Genomic DNA, 23,063 nt, shown 5'->3' with positions numbered 1-23,063 from the left:
CTGCTGATGCCTTCTTCGGCTATTGGCGCACGCCGCAGCACTGCACGAGGAACAAGGGATGTTCGCGCCGGCCAATCAGACTCACTTTGCCCTGACCATCGAAGGTCTCTCCAGCGATTTGCAGATACTGTCCTTGCAAGGTCGGGAGGCGATCAGCCAACCGTTCATGTTTGAGGTGGAACTGGTCAGTGAGCAGCCGTCCCTGGACCTCGAAACCCTGCTGCACAAACCGGCCTTCCTGCAGCTCTCGCCGGACGGCAGCGGCATTCACGGCCAGATCTACCGCGCCGCCCAAGGTGATTCCGGCAAACGCCTGACCCGCTACGCGGTGACCCTGCGCCCGCAACTGTCGTACCTGGCGCACCGCATCAACCAGCCCATCTTCCAGAACCTCAGCGTGCCGAAAATCATCGGCAAGGTCCTCGAAGAGCACGGCATTCAAAGCAACGCCTACGCCTTCAACGTCGGGGCGATTTATCCCGAGCGTATCTACTGCGTTCAGTACGACGAATCGGACCTGCAATTCATCCAGCGCCTGTGCGAGGAAGAAGGTATCCACTACCACTTCCAGCACAGCGCCACGGCCCACAAACTGGTGTTCGGCGATGACCAGACGGTGTTCCCGAAACTCGCACCCGTGGCCTACCAGCAAGACTCCGGCATGGTCGCCAACGACCCGGTGATCAAGCGCTTCGACCTGCGCCTGGAAACCCGCACCAGCCGCACCACCCGCCGCGACTACGGCTTCGAAAAACCGCGCCTGACCCTGGAAAGCGAAAACCGTGGGCCGGCGAGCTGGACATACTGGCGCAACGATCAGGGCGACATCACCGAACAAATCGATCCGGAGGGCAACTCAACCCACTACAGCTACGACCAGCGAGGCCGCCTGCTGGAAATCCGCCACCCTGATGGCAGTCGCCATCAACTGGGCTGGAACAACCTCGGTCAACTGCTGGAAGAAAGCCTGCCGGACGGCGGCCAGCGCAAATACCGTTACGACGCCTTGGGTCGGCAGATTACCCGTCAGGACGAAAGCGGCGCGATCACCCACTACTAATGGGACGCCGCCAATCGCCTTGCGGAAATCACCCTGCCCGGCGGCGCGACACGTGCATTCACCTACAACCCTTACGGTCGCGTCACCGCTGAGCGTGATGAATTGGGCCGAATTACCCGCTACGAATACGCCGATGGCCTGCACCTGCTCAGCCGCCGTATAAACCCAGACGGCAGCCAATTGCGCTACCGCTACGACAACTCGCGCCTGCTGCTGACCGAAATCGAAAACGAACGTGGCGAGCACTACCACCTCGACTACCACGCCAACGGCCTGATCCAACAGGAAACCGGTTTCGATGGTCGTCGCACCGCTTACGAGTACGACCTCAACGGCCAACTGCTGAAGAAAACCGAGTTCGGCGACGACGGTAGCGAGCTGACGACTGAATACCAGCGCGACGCTGCTGGCCGCTTATTGGTCAAAACGCTGGCTGATGGCGAGGAAATCCATTACAGCTATGACGCCCTTGGCCGTTTAGTAAACGTCGACCACGGCAACTGGCCGCTGGCCTATGAATACGATATACAAGACCGCCTGATCACCGAACACCAAGGCTGGGGCACCCTGCGCTACGAGTACGACAGCGTTGGACAACTCAGCCACTGTCGCCTCCCGGACGGCAGCAAGCTCGATTACCGTCACCAGCGCGGCGGAAAACTAAGCAGCATCAACCTCAACGGCTCGCGTCTATCCACCCACCAGTTCAGCGGGGGTCAGGAACTTCAGCGCCAGCAAGGCCTGCTGCTCAGCCAGTACCAATACGACGAACAAGGCCGATTGCAGGCGCACACCGTCAGCCAGCAGGAACGCAACTTGTTCCGCCGTCGCTACGCCTACGACGCCAACGGCAACCTCGCCGGCATCGACGACAGCCGCAAAGGCAATCGCAGCTACCACTACGACCCGCTGGACCGCCTGATCAACGTCCGTGGCAGCACCCCGGAAAGCTTCGCCCACGACCCTGCCGGCAACCTGCTGGGTCAAGGCGACCAAGCCAGCGCAAACCTGGCCAACGTCAAAGGCAACCGCCTGCTGATGCAGGGCGACCGCCACTACGACTACGACGCCTACGGCAACCTGACCCGCGAACGTCGCGGCACCGGGCAGAAACTCGTCACCGAATACCGCTACGACTGCCAGCATCGCCTGATCGGCGCCAGCCTGCCCGGTGGCAGCGTCGCGTCCTACAAGTACGACGCCTTCGGCCGACGAATCGAAAAAACCGTCGATGGCAGCACTACCGAATTCCTGTGGCAAGGCGAACGCCTGATTGCTGAAAGCGCTGACAACCGCTATCGCACTTACATTTATGAACCGGATAGTTTCCGTCCGCTGGTGATGTTGGATGGCGAAGGCCCACTGAAGGCGACGCCTTTTTACTACCAGCTCGATCATCTGGGTACGCCGCAGGAGCTCACTGACTACAGCGGCGAGATCATGTGGTCTGCGAAATATCGCGCTTATGGCAATCTTGCTGCACTCGATGTTGCCGAAATCGACAACCCATTGCGATTTCAGGGGCAGTACTTCGATGCGGAGACAGGCTTACATTACAACCGGCATCGCTACTACAATCCGGGCACTGGACGGTTTTTGACACCGGATCCGATCCAGCTTGCGGGTGGGTTGAACAACTACCAGTACGTGCCTAACCCTACGGGGTGGGTGGACCCGTTGGGGTTGAAACTTGTCCGGGAGGGGATGCGTGTAAACCTGACATCGGTGTTGAAAATCCAGCAACGAAGGCAAGAGTTGATACACGAGAATCCAGTCCACCAGCCCCATCTACGCCAAAACTCTCAAAGAATGCGGAGAGACTGAGGACGGGCGGTAAAAATACGACGGTAAACGTGAAAACAAAACGCGAGGCAGATCAGCTACTTAACGAGGCCTTTCCAGGGTATCAAAAGGTACGGGGAGTGGGATCCCAAGATGCGGCCGGAGAACGGAAAAAGTTCAAACTGGAGCGTTTTAAAAAGGGACGCGCATACCATAAAGACTATGCAATCGATCCGAAAACAGGGAGAGTTCGAGGACATGGACTTGAAGATGCTCATGGGGAGCACCCACATATCAATATAAAAAGAGACGACGGCACAAAAGTTGTTATCAACATCACCGGGGAGTGACATGCATACGGATGAAAAAATAATCGAATGGATCGAAGCTGGCAAACAGGTGGGATGCCGGGGGAAGATCGATTCTGAAAATGACACCCTCTGGCTTTCAATTGCGGTACAAAAGCACGAAGAAAGATACAAAACATACTTAAGTGAAATCTATGACTCAAAGATAGCTATGGAAGAGTTCTTAAAAGAAGAAACCAAGAACTTTTTGACATCAAAAGAAGCTTTAGATTATCTGCGCTCACAATCTAAACTTGAGGTCAGCGAGTTAGTTCCATGCAAAGGCCAGACGGTCTTCAATCCGAGATTTTCTTATTAAACAAAAAACAGGGACGAAAATCCGAGCTCAGAGTAGAGCCGCTCTACCAACAGATCGATTACCTGGGCTCGCTATAAGTGATCACCGACTACAACGTCACGATCAAATTGAGCCTTCTAAATACCGCGTTTGCATTGACCTCGCGACTCCCGGCAGTACTGAAATCGGTAGTCCGTTGCGCTCTCAAGTTGGACACCTGCGAAATCTTGTTTCCGCCCTTCCGCACGGGTCTACAGATGGACATTAAACATGTGCTATTCATCATTCTGACTATTTCTTCTACGTCAGCAGCGCCCAGAATATCGGTTTCGGATTCGTTAAAAACAATCCGGACGGGGAGACTTATTTATATTCAACTAAAAAATTACAAACAACGAAGTCATTTCAGTCCAACCCCCTAAATCAGGTGGAACTGTTGCTTGCTGCAAGTTAACAAAGTCAAATGGCGAAAAACAGCAGCAGGGCGATGTAACTGACCAGCTTAACGAATCCGACATGCACATCTACGGGCTTGACATCCCATACAAAGAGCCTTTCATCGGTATAGCGGTGGTGGGTAAAAATGTAAGTGAGCACGGTGCATCAGCGGTTGAAGTGAAGGGGCAAGGGACAATAATCAGCACCTGTTCAAGCCAAGAAGGCGTTCCATCCTGCCCAACATCAACACCGAAACCCTGTTAAGTCACGCCTGTGAAACCCTCGCTTCACTCAACGTCCTCACCACTGACCTGGCCTGTGAACTCGAGGGTTCACACCGCAGCCTCGCGCTATCAATCCAGCAACTGGCGCTAGTGGGCGAATTGTTAGTCAACCGTGCGCTGGACAATCTCGACCCTCCTGGCGACGCATCCGAAGCCCCACAAAGCACCCAATCTTGAGAGAAGGAGGTTCAGCCATGGCTCGATACAGGCCCATCACCGGCATCGACTGCCTGACCCCATCTCTGCTGATTGATACGGAAGCGCCCCTCGACGTGTTGCACGACACGGCGGAATACCAAATCCACAGCGTGACTCAACTGGTGGAAACTCTATCCTTGGGTGCTTCGCTCAAGGGCGACAACGCGCTACTTCAGGACTTCGCCCGGGTAATTGCAATTCCACTACGCGACGGCAGCGACTTGCTGGACGTTGTCGGCCGACGCTTACAGGCACAAGCTGAATAAAAAAACGGGCGATCCTACGATCGCCCGTTTTTGTGTATTCGCTGTCAGCCCTTCTATTAGGTGTCCGCCCAGTGTAATGGCCTCGGCAATCCATGCACTGGTAAAGAGCCCTGACACTGGGCGAACGAAGGAATTTTAATAGAAGTTTGCAAATATGTCCGCGAGGCGAAGATGAAATTTTATATACATAATGTTTAAGTGAATGTCGATCGAAATACTATTCGGCCTTCACCAAAACTCACCAACCAGAACATTAAAGCTGATTGTTCTTGTACAAAAAAGTTATACAAGAACAATCAGTCTATACAGTCAATCCTCAGCTTTTGGATTTAGTGGTCACTTTCAGTACGTCGGTGTACGTGACGACAACGCTTTGCCCAACTTTCAGGTCTTTGAGTTTGGCCTGAACCTCAGGTTTTACGACGTCAATCGTTTTTTTATTGCCCTTCGGACCTTCGAAGGTAAGCTGATTTTTCGCCAGGTCGATGTGGGTGATTTTCAGCTGAACCTGGACCTGACGGTAAGCTTCGCCGCCCGGTTTGGAGCTACCCGGAGCCGTGCGAACTTCGCCCGTGCGTTCGGCGGCGCCTGGCAGGCCCTTGTCGACGTCGGTGTCGAGGGCGAATACGACAGCGTGAGCCACTTGGATGTCGACCTGATCGCCAGCTTTCAATTTGCCAAGGTTTTTCGCCTCGTCAGTCAGTTGGATAGTAGCCTCATTACCTTCAGGCCCTTTAAGGACAACCTGATGTTTTGCGGCGTCGACCGAAACAACTGTCGCGGAGATCTGATCCTCTACCACGTCAGCAGACAGCGGAATCTCCTCAGCCATGGCGCCAAGGCTAACGGCAGACAGCAAGGTTGCGAGGGTGATGGCTTTGGTCAGTGCGTGGAGTTTCATAGGCGATACATTCCTTGGTAATAAATGGCAGCAAACCGCTCTGGCACAGGCGTCAGCGCGATGTGTGCCAATGAGCATAGACGTTCTTCAAGAAGTTTTGGCAGTTTCTTGCGCAGTGGGTTCGTCGTTGTCGGTGCTTTTTCCACTTTCCTTGCGCCAGGTCAGCCAGGCGGCGCGCAGGGCATCAATTTCGCGTTCGTCGGGGCCTCCTCAGGCCTGCGGATCGTCAACTTCCCGGGCGACGTTCACGGCCGGCGAGTTTTTATGCGATTGCTTGGCCATGGCCTTCAAGTCTTGCCACTGTTCGAGGTCGATGTCGCCCTGCCCCAGCAAGTCGTCGGCCACCCGCAGCAGTTCGGCGTAATGGGCGTCGGGGGATTGCTGCCAGTAGGCCTTGTCGTCGAACAGACGCTGCCACGCGGCAAGGTCTGGTGGTTTGAGGTCGTCGCTCATGGCGGGTTCCTGTGAACGGGCTTGTTAACGTAGGAGGACGTTGATCTGCCGAGAGTTCCGGTTCAATAACCGGTCATTTCCAGGTAGCCCCGCCCCGCATGGCTGCCGCTCAGTTGCACCGGCCCTTCCCAATACGGAATGCGCAAATCCATCCAGGCGTTGGGGTTGAGGGCATTGAGGGTGATGTCGAGGTGCTTGCCAGGGATTTTGATTGACCAGCGTACGGGCATCGTACGGCCAGCGACCTTCGCGGTGTCTTGGGGTGTGAGACGGATGTCGCCGGCGTGCAACGGTTGAGTCTGTCCTTGCACATCGATCCAGGTGCCGGTGAGGTAAGGCTCGCCGTTCTTGTTGCGCATGCGGTAGAGCATCACCTGTTCGCCGCTGTCCAGGTGCAGGGAAAACCAGTCCCAGCCGGTCTGGTTGGCGGTCAGCGGCTGGCTGCTCCATTCGCGATCGAGCCAGGCCGGGCCGCTGACTTGATAGGTCTTGCCATCGATTTCCAGCGAGCCACTGGCCTGAAAAAACGGTTGGCTATAGTAGTACGACGCTTGGCCTTGTTCGGATTTCTGGCTGAAACCTTTATCTCCCTGAAGCACCAGCGGACGGGTGGCTGTCAGGTGCAGTTGGTAGCCGAAATCCTTGTCCCGCGCACTGAGTTGGAGATCCGATAAAAGATCAGAACCCTGACTGCTGAAACGCCAATCGTCGATCCAGGCATTGAACGGCGCCACGCTCACACCCGCCTGACCGACGCCGCCACGGGCATAGCGTTCGGCGGCGTGATGCACCGTCGCTGAGGTCACGGCCGCATGCCCCAGCCAGATCGTCCGATTGCCCCAGCCGGCCACCTCGGGCGCTGTGTTCAAGGCACTGCGAAACAATGTCCATTGCACGCCAAACTCGTGGCCCTGCTCGTCCTTGAGGTTGGCGGTGACGTACCACCACTCGATGCGAAAACCGTCATGCGGCCCGTGATCCGCCGGGAAGCTGAACACTCGACCGGGCACCACCGGCGTAAACGCCGAGGCCTCGCCACCCAGACCGGCGAAGCCTTTCTCAACCGGTGCCGAGTTGTCGCAACCACTCAACAAAACCACAAGCATCAGACCGAGCTTAATCCTCATGGGCAAACGTCCTCAGCAAGTCCGCCGGTTGCGTGCGATACAGCGAATACAACGGCCACGCCGACGCCAGTAACGTCGCGAACAGCGCCAGCCCCATCAACTGCAACAGTTGCACCGGAAACACGCGCAACGGCAGGCGCCAGCCGAACGCCTGGACGTTGATCACCGCATCCAGGCACCACGCCAGCGCGATCCCCAGCGGCAACGCCAGCACCAACGTCAACACCGCCAACAACCAGGTTTGCCCGAGGTTGAGCAGCATCAATTGCCGGCGCGTCACGCCCAGCGCCCACAACGGCGCCAGCTGCCCGAGGCGGCTTTGGCTTTGGGTCAGCAGGCTGATAAACAACGCCACGCCCGCCACACAAAGGGTCAGGCTGTTGAGCGCAGCGGTGGCGGAGAAGGTGCGTTCGAAGACTTGCGTCGACCAGCCCTTGAGCCGCGCCTGATCGACGATGCGGCTGTCGTCGAGCGCGAAGCGAGCCTGTAGCGCGTTGACGAACGATGGGATCGATGCCGGCTCAATGCGCAGATTAAAACGAGTGGGCGCCAGCTGTGGCCAGCCGCGCAGCAGGTGGCTGACGTTGACCAGCAGGTGGCCCTTGGGGTTGCCGTAGTCGGCGTAGATCCCGACGATGCGCGGCGACCACGGACCGCCCGGCGTGGGAATGGTCAGGTGATCGCCGAGCCGCACCTTCAGCCTCCGGGCCAGTTGTTCGCTGAGCATCAGCGCGTCGTCCTTGGCCAGGCGATCCCACGGGTTATCGCCCACGGCCTCCAGCAACGGCCAATGCTGGCGATAGGTCGGGTGATCGATCACGCCAAAGACGTCTGCCGGCCAGCCTTGCAGCTGGATCGACACTTGCCAGTTAGGCAGTACCGCCAATACTTGCGGCTGCTGTTTGAGCCAGGTCTCCAGCTCACGAGATTGAGCCGGGGTTTGCGGATTGACGTAAAGCTCGGCGGTCAGGCGCTGTTCGAGCCAGTTGCTGAAGGTCTGGCGAAAACCGGCGGTCATGCTGCCCGCGCCAATGTTCGCCGCCAGAGCCAACAACAGCGCCATCAAGGCCAGGCTCAGGGCGGGCAGTTGCTGCCGGCAATCGGCGACAAACCATTGGCCGAGCACTGAATGACTGCGCTGCAAGACGAGGTTGAGCACGGCATTAAGCACCACGGGCAGCGCGCATGCGGCGCCAAGCAACAGCGCCGCCATCAATACAAATCCACTGGCCAGGCTGTCGCCCCAGATCAAGGCGCTTAGCGCAATCACCGCCGCCGTCGCCGCCACCCAACCCTGGCGCCGCAACCACCGCGCATGAGCCTGATGCCAGGCTTGCGGATCGGCCAGTGCCAGCAACGGCAAACGCGCCGCGCGCAGCAGACTGTTGGCTCCGGCCAGCAATGCGCCGAGCAAACTCAGGCCGACACCGCTGAACCACCACCAGGGGCTGAGGTTCAACTGCCCCGCCACTTCGGCGCCGTACAAGCCACGCAGGCTGGCGGCAACGTCCGGCAATAATACGCTGGCCAACAGGTAGCCGCTGACCACCCCGGCGAGGCCGCCCATCAGCGCCAGACCACCGAGCTCAACCGCTAGACACGCGATGAGCATTCGCGCACTGACGCCACAGGCGCGCAGGGTTCTGAGCAGTCCCCGGCGTTGTTCCAGTGCCAGACCGATGGCCGCGTGGACGATGAACAGGCCGACCACGAATGACAGAAAACCCAAGGCGTCGAGGTTCAGGTGAAAACTCTCGGTCAGGCGTGCGAGGTTATTTTCCTCGCCGCTGGTCTTGAGCTGGAGTTGATCCTTGAACGTGTCGGGTATCGGAACGCTGAAATCCTTGGGCAACAGCAGACGCGACAGTTGATCCGGCAGACCGAGAATCTGCTGAGCGAAGCCAATGTCCACCAGCAGCACACCGGGGGCCATGTCGGTTTGAATGTGCAGCGGCGGTAATGCGACACCGCTCAAACTTGTCGGCCGTTCACCTTCGCGCAACCCCAAAGTCTCCAACGTCTGCGGTGAGATCCAGGTACTGCCCGGCGCACTGAAGAACTCGACAATCTGCTCGATCGGCAACGCCTGCCCTGCCACCGAGGAACCGGCCGGCAGCGACACCGGCTCGATGCCCATCAGCTGCAAGCGCTGCTCTTCATGCCCCTTGAGGATGACTCGACCTTGCAGCACCGGCGACACCGGCCAACCGGCACGACGCAAGTCGACAAATAACGTCTGAGAAAACGTCCCGCCACCGGGCGCACTGAGGCTGGCCTGCGGTTCGCCGCCGATCAACTGACTGGCCCGGGCATAGCTTTCCCGCGCCTGGCTGTTCAATGCCTGTACGCCGGTGAGCAAACTGGTGGCGAGCCAGAGCCCGGTCAGCACGCTGAAAAACTGCACCGGGTGCTGCCGCCAATGACTGAGCAGCGCCCGTAGCGTCTCGCGAAAAACCCGCACCTCAGCGCTCGTCCGTGCCAGCCAGACGACCACCGTGCAACACCACTTTTTCCGCCAGCCGCGCGGCAACCCGTGGACTGTGAGTGACCATCAACAATGTGGTGGGCGTGTCGTCGAGCAATTCCAGGAGCAGCTTCAGCACCTCGTCGCTGGTGGCTTCATCGAGGCTGCCGGTGGGTTCGTCGGCCAGTAGCAGTTTCGGCTTTGACGCCAGCGCGCGACCCAGCGCAACTCGCTGCTGTTGGCCGCCGGACAGTTGCTCCGGATAGCGTCGCAGTACATCACTCAAGCCCAGGCGCTGCACCAGATGCGCCTGCCAGCGCGGATCATGACGCCCCGCCAACCGAGCCTGAAAGGCCAGATTGTCCTCGACCCGCAGACTGCCGATCAGGTTGAACTGCTGAAACACCAGACCGATTTCGATGCGCCGCCAGTTGGCTAATTGCGCTTCGGTCATTTGCTCCAGCCGATGTTCACCGCTGCGGATGCTGCCTTGGTCGACCTTGTCGAGCCCGGCAATCAGGTGCAGCAAAGTGCTTTTTCCGCTGCCCGACTCGCCCATCAGCGCCAGGCTGCTGCCGGGTTTGAGCGTCAGGTCGACGCCTTGCAGCACAGGCAGCGGACCTTGCGGGGTGGCGTAACTTTTGAAGACGCCTTGGACCTGAAGCATGGGTAAACCCATTTAAGAAGCGTGAAGCAAGGATAGCGGCCTTGCATGGTTTTTGTCCGTTGACCATTGCCGCCCGGCCAGGCCGGAACCCTGTCCGCTGGACCAAACTCGGGTGGAATGGCGCATGAACCTGTCCCAACCTCGGCGACCTGACCTTAGGGCTGCAGAATTGGAATGGCGCATTTCGCTGTGCACCGCTGACTTTGCGCTAGCGGCTCAAGGCCTTGCAGCAAAAGTGGCGAGCCCGGCGTGCCAAGACAGCCATTACGTCTACGCTTGCTGCTGTGCCTGCCACCAAAGTGCCAGCACCCACAAATAAACCGTGGAGGGTGAATATGCCTCGCCAAGTAATAGTCAACGCTGATGATTTCGGGCTCAATGCCTGCGAAAACGCGGTAATCCTGGGAGCTTTCCAAGCCGGGATTATCAGTTCCGCTACCGCCATGGCCAACATGCCAGCCTTCGAAGCAGCGTGCCTCATGGCCCAACACCCATTACTTGAAGGCCGGATCGGGCTGCACTTCAACCTCACCTACGGACGGCCATTGAGCCAATCGATTCTGGGTCGAATCATCTTCTGCGACAGAGCCGGCGTGTTCGACCTCAACCTGCCCCGCCACAAGCTCTGGCTCAGTCGCCCCGATCGTGAGGCCGTGCTCGAAGAGCTGGAAGCGCAATGGCAACATTGCCTGGACAACGGCGTACAACCCAGCCATCTCGACTCCCATCAACAGGTGCACAACATTTGGCCCATCAGCGAAATCGTTTCCCGCTTCGCTGCCCGTCAAGGGGTGCCCGTGCGGCTGGCGCGCAATCTGGGGCAAAACCTGAGCCTGCCCAAACGCGTGTTCAAGGAACTGCTTAATAGGCGTATAAACCGCCTGGCCGGCGCCACCGCCGACTACGTTTGCACCCCGGTTGATCTGCGCAATGCCGCGCTGCCCAGTGATGGGCTCCTGGAAATCGTTGCGCACCCCAATCAGCTCGGCGCCGATTTTGGCGATGCCTATCTCGAGCATGGAGAGTCATTGAGCGCGCTGCTGGAGCAGCGTTTGCCGGGGGTGCAGCGAGTTGCCTACGACGTGTTGGGCAAGTCTTTCACCAAGCGTGCAGAGGCCGTTCTGGAATAAAACCGCGCTATTTTTTGAACGTACTCGACAAGCTTCGCAAGCGCATCAAACAAAAAGGCCTGAGCCGCACATTCAATACACTGTGGAAGCGCTACGTGTTTTTCCATTGGGAACTGTTGTGGATGGAGCGCGACCTGGTCAGCCCGGTACCGCCGCACAAACTGCGGCCCTGTTCCGGCTTGCGCCAAGTGACCATCACCCCGGAAAACGCCACAGCGTTCACCCAGCATTTTGGTGACCGCGTCGGCACCATGGCCGAACTCGCCGCCGAAGGTCACACCGGACACATGTACCTGGACGACGACGGCCATGCGTGTGGGTTCATCTGGGGTAGCACCCGCGACTATCACGACCGTCACTATTACGGCTGCTGGTTCCCGGTCAAACCTGGCGAGTTCTTCGAATTCGGCGGCGAAATGACCCGCGCCTATTTCGGCACCAGCCTGTCGATGGATATTCAAGTCGCCCTGTGGGAAGCGATGCAGGCGCAGGGGTGCAACAAGGTGGTGGTCGTTTGCGAAACCCACAACATCCCGGCCCTCAAACTGCACATCCGTATGGGTTACCACGAACAGGGCCGCGTAACCCACGTCGATGGCCTGTTCGGACGGTGGCGCTACTACCGCGAAACCCGCTACACCGGCTCGCGCCTGGACCCGTTGCGCAAACCGGGCCGCCCGGTGGTGACGAGTGCGGCGCAGGCTTGATTTTCAATTGAGTGCAGCGGCGTCAGTGACGCCGCTTTCGCGAGCAGGCTCGCACACAAAGAATCTTCGACGGACACAAAATCTGTGCCTGATGAAGATCAAAATGTGTGAGCCTGCTCGCGATAAGTCATATGAGTCATATGAGTCATGCTGCCTACACCCCCCTCGGAAAAAACGCATGTAGCCAAGGAACCGCCTGACTGCTCTCTCGTATCCAAATGGATACATTTGAGCCATGAATTATCTCATTCAACAAACTATGATCTTTGAGGCATGGCATGCCTCAATTCGCGACTTGCGGGCAAAATCAGCTATCGCTCGCCGCATTGTCTGCGGGCAATCTGGGCGATATCAAATCCGTTGGTGATGGTGTTTCCGAAATGCGCGTGGACGTAGGTGCCGGCTATCGGGTCTACTTCACCCTGCGAAACAACATTGTCATTGTGTTGTTAGCCGGTGGAGATAAATCTTCGCAAACCGCTGACATCAGGCGGGCGAAAAAATTGGCAAAGGAGGTTTAAACATGAGCCAGACTTTGACTTCATTCGATATGGCGGCGCTGCTGGACAGCGACGAAGCTATCAGCGAGTACCTTTCCCAAGTGCTTGCCGACGGCGACAACGAGGAGTTTCTTCGTGCTATCGGCTACGTGGTAAAAGCACGAGGAATGACACAAATAGCGAAGGACTCAGGTATGGGGCGCGAAAGCCTGTACAAGGCTTTCGCGCCGGGTGCAAAACCTCGTTTTGATACGGTCCTGAAGGTTATTCATGCCCTTGGAATTGATCTCTGCGCTCAGCCAGGTCATTCGGTAAATCACTCGGCTCACTGAGAGTCTTCTGGTTAAATTGCTTGCTTCACCACCAACGTAAAACACATCGGCAATTGCGCCGCCTGCCGCTCATACCGGTCATACAGTTCCTCACGGTTGGAGTGCGGGTATTCCTTGAACTGGCTGATTTGCAAGCCGGCGCCGAGGGCGCCGGTAAAGATGGCGCCCAAGGTGTGGACGAACCAGTAAGACGCGGCGGCCTGTTGTTCGACCTTGCCTTCGTAGACGATCGGCTGGTTCTGCACGAACGGCTCGCTGCGAAAATACGAGCTGTCCGGGCGATACGGATCAGCTGATTCAGGATCGAACATCTCCAGGAACGGGTGGGTTTCGTATATCACCAGCGCACCGCCGGGCTTGAGGGTTTGCGCGACGTGACGCATGAATTCGCCGATGTCCGGCATCCAGTTCAAGACGCCGATGGTGATCAGGGCCACATCAAAACGATTGTGCATCGCGCTCGGCAAATGATGGATGTCCGCCTCGATGAACTCGGGTGCATAAGCCGAGTGCGACGCCAGCTCCCGGGCCTGATCGAGAAACGCGTCAGACTGATCGACGCCCACCACGCTACGGGCACCCAACGCATACAGCGAAAGACTTTCGCGGCCGTTGTTGCAACCCAGTTGCACCACGTCCTTGCCATTAACGCCCACCTGCTCCAGCACGCCGGTCAACGTCGCATCCAGGCAGGAAAAATCCCTCTGACCCACGGCGCTCAAAATCTCGTGCCATTCGCGGGTGTTTTTGTGGTGTCGGGCGGAATCGTTCCACGCCTCGCGGTTGCTGGCGATGGCTGTTTCTTTTGTCGGCATTTCCATTGCACGCTCCAGAACTCGGGTCTTGTTTGACCGGCACGAGTCTAGATCAGCCTGTAAAAAAAACCTGTTGGAAACTTGTAATCCGGGCACGACGAACGCGTGCCCGTACGACAGCTATAGTTAATGGCCTTGGGGAATTGCGCGAAAACCGATGACACAGGTGTTGCCATGAAAAAAACCGATCTGACGCTGCTATTCACTGTTTGCCTGGTTGTTGCAGGCGCCGCCCACGCAGACGACCGCATGACGCCTACCACCGATTACAGCAGTGAATTCAACTATTACGGGGCCGACCAACCCTTCGCCCACCCCGTTCCACCCTCCATGAACATAATACCGCCGGGGTCCTACATCCCGACCTCGCCCCAGGAGTTCATACCGATTTCAAGCGAGCACGTGTTCTACGATTCACGCTTGCCGACGCTCGCCGACGCCTCCGTTCGGGTGTTCATCCGCACGTACGATGCCGAGCATGGCGTGTACGTGAACGAGGAAGTCCTCGACCCGAGTTGCACACTCGAGTGCCTCAGTCGTCAGGGCCCGATGTTGCAGTAAGGCCTACCACTGGCGTTTATCCGGGCGTGCCAGGCCGAGTTTCTCGATCCGGTAGCGCAACATGTCGCGACTCAGGCCCAACAGCCGAGCGGACTTGGTGACGTTCCAGTCGGTCTTGTCGAGCATCTTGCGCACCATGTCGCGCTCGACTTCGGGCAGGTTCATCGACTCGGTGCCGTTGTAGACCGGGCGCGGCTCATGGTGTTGTGGCTCATGCTGATACATCGGCGGGTCATCCACCAGGCTCAGGCAAACGTTTAACTGGTGAACGGCGATGGTATCGCTCTGGGCGAGCAGCACCGTTTGCTCAAGCATGTTTCGTAACTCGCGCACGTTGCCCGGCCAGCTGTAGCTGAGCAGCAGTTCTTCAGCCTGATCGCTGAAATGCAGGTTCGGCTTGCCATAGCGTTTGCCATGGACCGCCAGGAAATGCCGGGCCAACAGCAGAATGTCTTCGCCACGGGCATACAGGCGCGGCACCTTGATGGAAATGATCCGCAGACGGAAGAACAGGTCACGGCGAAACTTGCCCTGCTGGACCATTTGTTCAAGGTTGCAGTTGGTGGCGCTGATCACACGCAGATCGACCTTGCGCTCCTTCACCGAACCGACTCGACGAATGGTCCGGTCTTCCAGCAGCTTCAGCAGTTTGGCTTGCAACAGCAAGTCCATCTCACCGATTTCATCGAGAAACAGCGTACCGCCATCGGCTGCTTCCACCAGGCCGACACGGCGGTCCTTGGCGTCGGTAAAGGCGCCTTTTTCGTGGCCGAACAGTTCCGACTCCACGAGGTTGGAGGGGATCGAAGCGCAGTTGAACTCAATGAACGGGCCTTTGCTGCGTGGGCCGTCGAAGTGCAGCGCCCGAGCCACCAGTTCTTTACCGGTGCCGGTTTCACCTTCTACCAGCACAGGCGGCAGGTCGGTGTTGGCCATGCGTCGCTCGGCGTCGAGCAACTGGGCGATGGTATTTTTCAGGTAGTTCATCGGCCCCGATTCGCCGATCAACGCCTGCACGCCGGACTTCTGCGCCTCACGTTCCTGATAAAACGACAACGTGCGCTCCATGCGATCGGTCGCCAGCGCCTTGTCCAGCAACAGCTTGAGCTCGGGCAACGCCACCGGTTTAGTGACGTAGTGAAACGCGCCCTCCTTCATCGCCACCACGGCATCTTCGACATTGCCATAGCCAGTCATCATGATCACTTTCAGGTCCGGCGCGCTGACGCGCAGCTTCTGGATCAGATCGTGACCACTCATGCCCGGCAACGAGTTGTCGGTCAGCACCACGTCGGGGGCGAACGTACTTAATTGCACCAGTGCATCTTCAGCAGAGTGGCAGACCGTCACCTCGAAGTCTTTGCGCTCCAGATAGGTCTGTATATTCTCGGCGAGGATTTCGTCATCCTCGACCAGCAATATGCTGCGCTCCATATTCCCCTCCCGTTGCCACTCTAAAATTGAGACAGACGCGGGTTCCTTCCTGCTCTTGGCTGGTCAGTTCGACCGAGCCTTCGAAACGCTCCATTATTCGTTTGACCAGGGCCAGGCCTACACCTAACCCTCCTTGTTTGGTGGTGAAAAACGGCTTGAAGACCATCTGTTGCTGCTGCTTGGTCATGCCTTTGCCGGTATCACTGAGAATCATGCGCACTTGGCCGGCGTGTGGCTGTTCGATATCAATCGTCAGGTGGCCGCCCTTGGGCATCGCTTCCAGGGCGTTGGCAAACAAGCTATTGAGTATTTGGGTCAGCAGCACCTGTTGGCTGACGATCGGTGGGCACGTTTTAGGCGTGAAGTGCACCTCCACGTTCGAACGTTTGATCAGCGCCTCGAAAGCACTCAGGGTGTCATCGATGGCCAGCACCAGCTCGACTGTTTCGTAGTCGTCATTCATGGGTCGCAACGACACCAGCAACTCCCGAACCCAGCGTGACATGCGATCGACCTGATGGATGATGTCGCCGATGTTCTTTTGCGCACTCTGGCTGGCGATGTCTTGGGCCCGCTCGGCGCTGGAGCGAATATTGGCCAGCGGATTGCGCAAACTGTGCGCGACCGCCGAGGACATTTCCCCCAGGGCGACAAAGGTTTCATTGGTAATCAATTGTTTTTGCTGACTCTTCAGCAACATTGAGGCCTGGCGCACAATCCAGAACAACCCCAGGTAAATGGCCAGACCGCCCAGCACTGTCGCCAGCCAGACCGCCTTGAAACCGCGCTGGATGCGCTCCACCAGATCCACCGGCTCCTTATAGATCTCGACCATGGCGACCACTTTGCTTTTGTCCGCATTGAACATCGGGATGTAGTTCTCGATGAACAGGTATTCCGGCTCGCGCAGCAGTCTCTGTTCGGGACGCTCATCGTCGATCTCGTGGTAGCTGGTGGACACCGCTTCTTTCATTTCAAATGATTCGTCCAACTCTTTGTCGCCTTCGATGCGCGTGCCGATCAGCTCCGGGTTTGTCGACCAGACCACGGTGCGATCCAGCGCGTACACCGTCGCCAGCAAAATGTCTGGCAGATGCTCCACATGATCGAGAAATTCAGCACGCGCACCAGCGCGGGTTGCCGGGGGCACGTCGGGATAGGCGTTGTCCAGGCGCGGGTCGAGCATTTCGCCCATGGTTCTGTTCGGGCTGATCGTCGCATGACGGATTTCGGCATCACCAATGGCCTGAATGAATTGCGCAGTCAGCATCGAATCGCGTTCGACGCTCTCGATAACGACGAACCGCGTAGAAATATAGCCAAGCCCCGACGCCACTGCAGCGATGATCAAGAAGCTGCCCACGGAAAACCAACGCAGCAGATTGAACTGACTCCGCCGGATCTGGCCCGTTGCTGCCGGCGTGGCCGGCGCCGGTTCTTTTTGTTGTTCCAGTATCGGCATAGGGTTGTCCTGAATGCTCGCATCAAGCCTGTTCAGCCATGTCACCGATCAGTGTAGGTGGCATTGAACACGTCTGTCTCTGAGCCGATGATATTATTTAGCCGCTATTGCGCCTGCACTGCTTGCAACGGTTGCTGGCGATCGGTTTCTTCCTGCAAAAATTCCATAATCGATTGCGCAGATTTCTCATCCAGACGCAGGTTGGGCATCGAGATTTTGTCGTAACGTTCAAACAGATCCATAGCAATCGGGTCTTTCTCCTTCAACATGATGTCCGGTTCGCGAATCCAGCGATTGAGCCAGGCCGGGTCACGTTGGCGGGTCACGCCGATCAGGTCCGGGCCGATGCTGCGCATGCCGATGCCCTGCCCGTCCATCGGCCCCAGGCTGTGGCACGACGCGCAGCGGGTGCGGAACAGTTCTTCGCCATTGCTCGGCGGGCGAATTTCCGGAGCGTTGACGTAACTTTCTCCCGTGCTGGCTTTTTTCCAGTTCTGCAAGGTGTTGGCCAGCTGATCGGCGAGAATCCACGGGTTCTCGAACGGTGAGGCTTTCATCCAGCGACCCGTAGTCTGGTTGCCGACGATCAGGCTCAGGTTGTGGTCCTTGCTGCGTCCGTTGTCGACGCCTTCAATGAACAGCCCGAGTTTCTTGCGCAGCTCGGTGACATCCGCAAATTCCCCGGTGAGGAATTTCCAGCCTGGCCCGACTTGGAAGCGTTGTGCATAGGCCTTGAGTACTTCGGGTGTGTCGCTCAACGGGTCGATGCTGATGGAATAGAAGAAGATGTCCTGGCCAACGCGGTCGCCGAGCAGCTTTTGCACCTGACGCAGGCGCGCGGTTTCCAGTGGGCAGGAGTCGCTGCACGTGGTGAAGATGAAGTTGATCACCACCACCTTGTCCTTGATCAAGTCATCAAAAAAATGCACCTGCTGACCGTCCTGGTCGGTCAGCAGGGTATTGGGGAAGTAGTCGCCGCCCCAAGGTGTCGCCGCCTCCTGCGTCGGCGACAGCACACCTTCATGGGCCAGCAGCACCTGACTGGCCAGCAGACAGCTGACCAGTACCAATATCAGGTGCATGCCCAGGGCGCGGGAGCGCGGCGTTTTCATGTTCATGTTCATGTTCATGTTCATGTTCATTTCGGCTCCCTCGCGGCGTTTCATTGTTTAACCGTCACTTTAGGGCCAACGCCGTCACCGGTTTTGTAGGTTGGCAGTGCGGCGGAACTGACGTAGCGCACACCATCCCAGCTTGGCAGCGGTGTTGGCATCAACTGGAATTGCCCCGGTTTCTCAATGTCCCAACGCAGCAGCATCGAGTTGTCTTCATGCTGAGTGTTGTGACAGTGCTCCATGTAGGTCCCGGCGAATTCGCGGAAGTTGATGGCCATCTCTACGCTGTCCAGACCGTCTTTTTCCGAACCGATGCGGTATACGTCCTTGCGTGCCCATTTTTCCCATTCCGGTGGTGCCTTGCCGCCGCGACTGAGGATAATCCCCTCCTCGAAGTGTACATGCACTGGGTGACTCCAGCCCGTACCGCCGGCCTTAATGTTCCACACCTCCAGGGTGCCGAAACCGGCGGCCCCGGCATCGGTGGGGCCGTTGGCCAGTTGGGTCGCGGCGTTCAAACGACGTGGGTCCATGTGGAAGCCGAAGCCGCCATCGGTCTTGACCGTCCACGGTGCTTCATCGGTGCCGTCGGAACGGCCGAAGGTGAAGGTCCGGTGACGTGCCTGAGCCAGCACCGCCTTGTCGGCCGCATTGTCGCGATGGATCTTCAGCGGGATCATCACAAGGCCTTCGGCTTTACCCGGTTTGGCCGGTTCGTACGCTGCAGGGTCCATGGCCAGGTCCTGACCAGTGTAGGGCTTGACATTGAGTTGCAACACCTTACCCACCGCCGGGTCGCCCTTGTCCCACATCGGCCCTTTGCTGGTTTGCTTGATCACCGCCAGGTATTTTTCGGACAGCACGTCGGCCAGGGAGACGGGTTCTTTCGGGCCTTTGCCGTCGTCGTGGACCAGCAGGTTGACGAAGAAAATCTTGTCCCCTGGTTTAATGCCGTTTTTGGCGAAGTTGACGATGATGTCGAAGCGCTCGGCAATGCCCTGAGTTGGCAGGATTGCATTGTGGTTCTGTTTATCGCCGTCGGCGTCCAGGTCCATGGTGCCGTCGAATGGCACGCTGTGCTCCATGATGTTGCCGTCGTTGGCAATCATGTGGAACGGCACGCGGGCATAAGACACACCCGAGCCTTTTGGCCCCTGAAACTCGCCACTGGTGCCTTTGATTTCACGCACCAGCGCCAGTTTGAAGTAGCGCGACACCGAACCGTTGAGCATGCGGAACCGATAGCTGCGTGCGCGAACATCCAGCGTCGGTTTCCACTGCCAGTTGACCAGCACCTGATCACCGAGGAAGCCGTCGGTGTTGAACGGGTTAAACCACAGCTGACCGCTCTGATCCCATGCCTTGTCGGCGAACACCAGGTTGACGTCGTAGTCGCGGTTACCCCACGGTAAGGCGCTGCCGCTAGGAAAACGCAGGTTGACGCCGTCGTTCACCGACTCGTTGCCACGGTCCAGGGCGCTGTAGTAGTTCATCATCGCCGCGTTGCCCTTGTAGACGTTCTGCGCGGTGAAATCGAGCATGTGGTCGTGGAACCAGTGGGTGCTCATGGTTTCGCGCCAGTCGCCACGGATCTTGATCGTGCCGTTCTCACACGTCTTGCGGCTAGGGCTGACGTCGTTGGTCCACAGGGTTTCACCCGGTGAGCAAGGGAATGCCGCGCGTGGATCATGAGCGTCGGTGTTGATGGTGTCGTAACCGGCCAACTGGATCGGCCAGCGATAGTCGTAATACTGCCCGGGGAAGAAAAACGCGTTGGCATAGCCATCGCTTTCCGCTGGAGCGTGACCGTTGTGTTCGTGGGTACTGATGGTGTGCAAACCAAAACCCATGTTAGCCGCCGGGTCGATCGGCAAGCCGTTGTAGTGGCGCATCAACACCGGTTGACCGTAACGCACCATCAGCAATTTTGGCGGCAGGGTGCCGTCGAAAGTCCAGACCGAGTTGTGGTTCTGCACCGGCATGTTCGGGTGGAAACGCGGATCGACGCCTTTGGAGGTGCCATCCGTGGCCGGCACACCGGCGACGTTGTGATACAGGCCACCAGGGCCAAACTCGCCCACGGCGTAGTGGTGCATCTGTAGGCTGTCACGCCATCCGCTGTTGAGCCTCGCCCCGGTTTGCACGGTTTTGTAGGCCAATTGCGGGTAGAACTCGTTCCAGCGCTGATGCGACCAACCCTTTCCTGGCGGACGACCTTCAGCCGACGAGCCGATATGGCGGTTGAGGAATACTTCGATCTGCGCCTGCCACGGGTTGCGGTCCACCACGTTGGAGAACTGACTGGGGAACGGCGTCAGCCCCGGTTGACGCAGGAAGGCATCGAGTGCCGCGCTCGGTGGCGCACTGCGAGCCGCATTGGTCGGGTCTTGTTGTGGCAACGGGCCAACCGCCGCCGGTGGGAAACCCAAGGGCGCCGCCGGTGTGGTGGGGTCGAGTTTTTCCGGGCCGAACTCTTCAAACAGCACCAACTGCTGAGTGAAGGGTTGAGCGTTATACAACGGGCTCGGTTTGCCATTGGTGGGGTAGTTGTAACTGGTCTGCACCGCTGGCGGCAAGGCGTTCTCTATACGCGTCTCGTCACGGTTGCCTTTGTTGCCATCGGGCAAATCGAAGGCGTCCTGGTTGGCCTCAGGCATGGTCAAAATGGCGTTCAACGCCGCGGGTTCGTCAGCCGGTTCGTCGTAGTACGCCGAAGGGTCGGAGGGTTCAGGCTGTCGCTCGTCATCAATCGGACTGGCACGCAGACTCGCTGTGCCCAGCGTCATCGTCAAAAGGACGCTCAGTGGCGTCAGCAGGCCAATCCACTTGAGGGAATAACGCGCGTTTCTGTCCATCATCAACCGCCTCGAATTTGTGAAGGGGTGATGTGGGATTTGCAAAGACCTCGCCAAATTTGTAACAGATTTATTCAAAAGTATTAACACTTAGCAAAACAATGGCTTATAAACATCAATGTGCCACATCCTGCTAAAACAACTGGGGCCTGACACCCGCTAGCGGGGAAAGTTCATACCCATTGTCAGGGAATTCGTTTAAACGACATACGGACAGTAGTGCCCTCGCCTTCGCGGCTGTCCAGGGTCACCCCACCCCCAAAACGCTCCATGATGCGTTTCACCAGCACCAGCCCGACGCCCAGCCCGCCTTGCTTGGTGGTAAAAAACGGGCGGAACGCCATGCTGCGCTGCTCCTCGTTCATGCCTTTGCCGGTGTCACTGACGATCAAACAAATACCTGTGGGATCGATCGCTTCCAGCGCGAGGGTCAATGTGCCCTCCTTGTCCATGGCCTCCAGGGCATTGGCCATCAAACTGTTGATAATCTGCGTCAGCTGCACCTGTTGGCTCAGCACCATCGGCGTCTCCTTCGGCTCGAATACCACGTGAATCCTGGCCTTGGTGATCTGATGTTCGAAGGCCAGAAGACTGTCATGCAAGCACGCGACCAGGTTCACCGACTCCGCTTCGTCGTTGAGCGGTCGCAAGGATTGCAGTAATTCCCGGACCCATTTCGACATGCGATCGACCTGACCGATGATGTCGTTGATGTTTTTGTGGGCCGGGCCACTGTCGAACTCAAGCGCCAGTTCGGCACTGGAGCGAATGGTCGCCAACGGGTTGCGCAGACTATGGGCAACCGCCGAAGACATCTCTCCGAGGGCGACAAAGGTTTCGTTGGTGATCAGTTGCTTTTGTTGCGTTTCCAACAGAATCGCCGCCCGCCGCACGATCCAGTACAGCCCCAGGTAGATCAACCCTCCCCCAAGGGCAGTGGCCAGCCAGATCATTGCCAGGCCTCGCTCCATGCGGTCGATCAAGTCCTTGGGTTCTTTGTAGATCTCGACCATCGCGGTGACGTTTTCATGGTCGGCATCGAACATCGGTATGTAATTCTCAATGAAGATGTAGTCCGGTGGCGTGATGAATTTCTGCTCCATCTTCCCCTTGTCCAAGTTGTGATAGCTGGCGGACACCGGAGACTTGGAGCCAAACGCGTGATCGAGGTCCTCGTCGGAATGGATCGTGGTGCCCATCAACTCCGGATTGGTCGACCAGATCACCATGCGGTCCGGGGCGTAGATGTTAGCCAGGATCACATCGGGCAAATGTTCGATATGGTCGAGAAACTCACCGCGGGCACTGGCACGGGCCATCGGATCGACGTCGGGAAAATCCTTGTCTTTGCGCGGGTCGAGCAACTCGCCCATGGTCCGCACGTTGGGAATGGACACATGGCGTACCTCGGCTGAAGCGATCGCTTGAATGAACTGCGACGTCAGTAACGCATCGCGCTGCACGCTCTCGGTAATCACAAAACGCGTGGACACTGCGCCCAGCGCCACGGCCACCGTGCCGATCACCGCCATGCTGATCAGCGAAAACCAGCGCAGCAGATTGAACGGTTGTTTGCGCGACCTAAGGCGAATATCACCCTCTTCTTTTTGAAGGGCTGTTGCTTGGATATTCATGGACGTGGTTCCCCGGCTTCCCATATAGGGTTATAGCCCACTGCGCGATGTTTGCCCCGTTTTCGGTGTTGCCCCCCCATCTTTCCCCGCCGACCCCACCGCCCCCATCTGCCCCCAACACTGGGGGCAGTCGCCCGCTTCGGCGCCCGCCACGTTTTAGTCGCAGCAATGCCACAGGCCCTTCATTACGGGCCTGTGCAGACGTTTTTCAAAGTTGGTATGGAAGTTGCCAA

The 23,063-nt window shown here is 57.9% G+C and carries 18 protein-coding genes and 4 pseudogenes; 11 read left to right on the top strand and 11 right to left on the bottom strand.

All coding sequences use genetic code 11. The features are described from left to right. Nucleotides 1-58 precede the first annotated feature (58 nt). The 6 genes and pseudogenes from tssI to ACA048_RS11125 all read left to right on the top strand — a co-directional run. Nucleotides 59-793, top strand: a pseudogene (tssI, locus tag ACA048_RS11150) (type VI secretion system tip protein TssI/VgrG); the annotation flags it as partial. Then, nucleotides 779-2,880 (top strand): annotated as a pseudogene (locus tag ACA048_RS11145) (RHS repeat-associated core domain-containing protein); the annotation flags it as partial. The pseudogenes tssI and ACA048_RS11145, both read left to right, overlap by 15 nt. Nucleotides 2,881-2,913: 33 nt before the next feature. After that, the gene (locus tag ACA048_RS11140; protein ID WP_497629957.1) at nt 2,914-3,192 is read left to right on the top strand and encodes a hypothetical protein; all 279 of its coding nucleotides are present in this window, start codon (nt 2,914-2,916) and stop codon (nt 3,190-3,192) included. Between the two features lies 1 nt (nt 3,193). Next, a complete protein-coding gene (locus tag ACA048_RS11135) occupies nt 3,194-3,508 on the top strand; it encodes a hypothetical protein (RefSeq protein WP_497629146.1) in 315 nt (104 codons plus the stop codon). 644 nt (nt 3,509-4,152) lie between these two features. Beyond that, nucleotides 4,153-4,386, top strand: a pseudogene (locus ACA048_RS11130) (DUF6124 family protein); the annotation flags it as partial. Between the two features lie 17 nt (nt 4,387-4,403). Next, nucleotides 4,404-4,673, top strand: coding sequence for a hypothetical protein (locus ACA048_RS11125; RefSeq protein ID WP_497629145.1), 270 nt, complete (start codon nt 4,404-4,406; stop codon nt 4,671-4,673). A gap of 316 nt (nt 4,674-4,989) precedes the next feature. Here the strand turns inward: ACA048_RS11125 and ACA048_RS11120 are convergent, their stop codons facing one another. From ACA048_RS11120 to ACA048_RS11100, 5 genes are all read right to left on the bottom strand, one after another. Continuing rightward, a complete protein-coding gene (locus tag ACA048_RS11120; RefSeq protein ID WP_497629144.1) occupies nt 4,990-5,574 on the bottom strand; it encodes a hypothetical protein in 585 nt (194 codons plus the stop codon). Nucleotides 5,575-5,784: 210 nt separating this feature from the next. After that, nucleotides 5,785-6,027 (bottom strand): hypothetical protein, encoded by a 243-nt coding sequence (locus tag ACA048_RS11115; RefSeq protein WP_497629143.1) that lies wholly within the window; start codon nt 6,025-6,027, stop codon nt 5,785-5,787. Between the two features lie 62 nt (nt 6,028-6,089). Beyond that, nucleotides 6,090-7,154: a lipocalin-like domain-containing protein gene (locus ACA048_RS11110; protein ID WP_497629142.1), complete on the bottom strand. Its 1,065-nt coding sequence runs from the start codon at nt 7,152-7,154 to the stop codon at nt 6,090-6,092. Continuing rightward, on the bottom strand, nt 7,144-9,615 hold the full coding sequence (locus tag ACA048_RS11105) for an ABC transporter permease (RefSeq protein WP_497629141.1): 2,472 nt from the start codon (nt 9,613-9,615) through the stop codon (nt 7,144-7,146). The genes ACA048_RS11110 and ACA048_RS11105 overlap by 11 nt, the downstream gene beginning before the upstream one ends. A gap of 1 nt (nt 9,616) precedes the next feature. After that, nucleotides 9,617-10,285 (bottom strand): ABC transporter ATP-binding protein, encoded by a 669-nt coding sequence (locus ACA048_RS11100; protein ID WP_497629140.1) that lies wholly within the window; start codon nt 10,283-10,285, stop codon nt 9,617-9,619. 335 nt (nt 10,286-10,620) lie between these two features. Here ACA048_RS11100 and ACA048_RS11095 point away from each other — a divergent pair, with 335 nt between their 5' ends. The 4 genes and pseudogenes from ACA048_RS11095 to ACA048_RS11080 all read left to right on the top strand — a co-directional run bounded on the left by ACA048_RS11095 (nt 10,621) and on the right by ACA048_RS11080 (nt 12,954). Then, on the top strand, nt 10,621-11,415 hold the full coding sequence (locus ACA048_RS11095) for a ChbG/HpnK family deacetylase (protein WP_497629139.1): 795 nt from the start codon (nt 10,621-10,623) through the stop codon (nt 11,413-11,415). Between the two features lie 14 nt (nt 11,416-11,429). Next, nucleotides 11,430-12,122, top strand: a complete 693-nt coding sequence (locus ACA048_RS11090) for an N-acetyltransferase (protein WP_497629138.1) — start codon at nt 11,430-11,432, stop codon at nt 12,120-12,122. A gap of 235 nt (nt 12,123-12,357) precedes the next feature. Next, nucleotides 12,358-12,643 (top strand): annotated as a pseudogene (locus ACA048_RS11085) (type II toxin-antitoxin system RelE/ParE family toxin). Between the two features lie 2 nt (nt 12,644-12,645). After that, a complete protein-coding gene (locus ACA048_RS11080) occupies nt 12,646-12,954 on the top strand; it encodes an addiction module antidote protein (RefSeq protein ID WP_007949238.1) in 309 nt (102 codons plus the stop codon). Nucleotides 12,955-12,965: 11 nt separating this feature from the next. Here ACA048_RS11080 and ACA048_RS11075 read toward each other — a convergent pair whose 3' ends face one another. Beyond that, nucleotides 12,966-13,775, bottom strand: a complete 810-nt coding sequence (locus ACA048_RS11075; RefSeq protein WP_497629137.1) for a class I SAM-dependent methyltransferase — start codon at nt 13,773-13,775, stop codon at nt 12,966-12,968. 168 nt (nt 13,776-13,943) lie between these two features. Between ACA048_RS11075 and ACA048_RS11070 the strand changes: the two genes are divergently transcribed. Next, complete coding sequence (locus ACA048_RS11070; RefSeq protein ID WP_497629136.1) at nt 13,944-14,330, top strand: hypothetical protein; 387 nt, start codon at nt 13,944-13,946, stop codon at nt 14,328-14,330. A gap of 3 nt (nt 14,331-14,333) precedes the next feature. On the opposite strand, the gene ACA048_RS11065 is transcribed toward ACA048_RS11070, so the two are convergent. From ACA048_RS11065 to ACA048_RS11045, 5 genes are all read right to left on the bottom strand, one after another. After that, nucleotides 14,334-15,764, bottom strand: a complete 1,431-nt coding sequence (locus ACA048_RS11065) for a sigma-54-dependent transcriptional regulator (RefSeq protein ID WP_497629135.1) — start codon at nt 15,762-15,764, stop codon at nt 14,334-14,336. Continuing rightward, complete coding sequence (locus ACA048_RS11060; protein ID WP_497629134.1) at nt 15,733-17,226, bottom strand: sensor histidine kinase; 1,494 nt, start codon at nt 17,224-17,226, stop codon at nt 15,733-15,735. Before ACA048_RS11060 ends, ACA048_RS11065 begins: the two co-directional genes overlap by 32 nt. Nucleotides 17,227-17,330: 104 nt before the next feature. After that, nucleotides 17,331-18,344: an SCO family protein gene (locus ACA048_RS11055; protein ID WP_497629845.1), complete on the bottom strand. Its 1,014-nt coding sequence runs from the start codon at nt 18,342-18,344 to the stop codon at nt 17,331-17,333. 44 nt (nt 18,345-18,388) lie between these two features. Further along, entirely contained in the window at nt 18,389-21,196 is a 2,808-nt protein-coding gene (locus ACA048_RS11050; protein WP_497629844.1) for a multicopper oxidase domain-containing protein, read from the bottom strand. 185 nt (nt 21,197-21,381) lie between these two features. Further along, nucleotides 21,382-22,830, bottom strand: a complete 1,449-nt coding sequence (locus ACA048_RS11045; RefSeq protein WP_497629133.1) for a sensor histidine kinase — start codon at nt 22,828-22,830, stop codon at nt 21,382-21,384. Nucleotides 22,831-23,063: the final 233 nt, after the last annotated feature.

This window comes from Pseudomonas sp. LBUM1659 (assembly GCF_059716045.1).
The sequence above is the reverse complement of the archived record's forward strand: the minus strand, read 5'-3'. Positions and strand labels throughout refer to the sequence as shown.

Excerpts from the sequence above, each read along its gene's own strand:
- ACA048_RS11050 (WP_497629844.1), bottom strand. The coding sequence starts at position 21,196 with ATGGACAGAAACGCGCGTTATTCCCTCAAGTGGATTGGCCTGCTGACG.
- ACA048_RS11100 (WP_497629140.1), bottom strand. The coding sequence starts at position 10,285 with ATGCTTCAGGTCCAAGGCGTCTTCAAAAGTTACGCCACCCCGCAAGGT.
- ACA048_RS11095 (WP_497629139.1), top strand. The coding sequence starts at position 10,621 with ATGCCTCGCCAAGTAATAGTCAACGCTGATGATTTCGGGCTCAATGCC.
- ACA048_RS11080 (WP_007949238.1), top strand. The coding sequence starts at position 12,646 with ATGAGCCAGACTTTGACTTCATTCGATATGGCGGCGCTGCTGGACAGC.
- ACA048_RS11060 (WP_497629134.1), bottom strand. The coding sequence starts at position 17,226 with ATGCCGATACTGGAACAACAAAAAGAACCGGCGCCGGCCACGCCGGCA.
- ACA048_RS11075 (WP_497629137.1), bottom strand. The coding sequence starts at position 13,775 with ATGGAAATGCCGACAAAAGAAACAGCCATCGCCAGCAACCGCGAGGCG.
- ACA048_RS11055 (WP_497629845.1), bottom strand. The coding sequence starts at position 18,344 with ATGAACATGAAAACGCCGCGCTCCCGCGCCCTGGGCATGCACCTGATA.
- ACA048_RS11045 (WP_497629133.1), bottom strand. The coding sequence starts at position 22,830 with ATGAATATCCAAGCAACAGCCCTTCAAAAAGAAGAGGGTGATATTCGC.
- ACA048_RS11125 (WP_497629145.1), top strand. The coding sequence starts at position 4,404 with ATGGCTCGATACAGGCCCATCACCGGCATCGACTGCCTGACCCCATCT.
- ACA048_RS11115 (WP_497629143.1), bottom strand. The coding sequence starts at position 6,027 with ATGAGCGACGACCTCAAACCACCAGACCTTGCCGCGTGGCAGCGTCTG.
- ACA048_RS11120 (WP_497629144.1), bottom strand. The coding sequence starts at position 5,574 with ATGAAACTCCACGCACTGACCAAAGCCATCACCCTCGCAACCTTGCTG.
- ACA048_RS11135 (WP_497629146.1), top strand. The coding sequence starts at position 3,194 with ATGCATACGGATGAAAAAATAATCGAATGGATCGAAGCTGGCAAACAG.
- ACA048_RS11065 (WP_497629135.1), bottom strand. The coding sequence starts at position 15,764 with ATGGAGCGCAGCATATTGCTGGTCGAGGATGACGAAATCCTCGCCGAG.
- ACA048_RS11110 (WP_497629142.1), bottom strand. The coding sequence starts at position 7,154 with ATGAGGATTAAGCTCGGTCTGATGCTTGTGGTTTTGTTGAGTGGTTGC.
- ACA048_RS11070 (WP_497629136.1), top strand. The coding sequence starts at position 13,944 with ATGAAAAAAACCGATCTGACGCTGCTATTCACTGTTTGCCTGGTTGTT.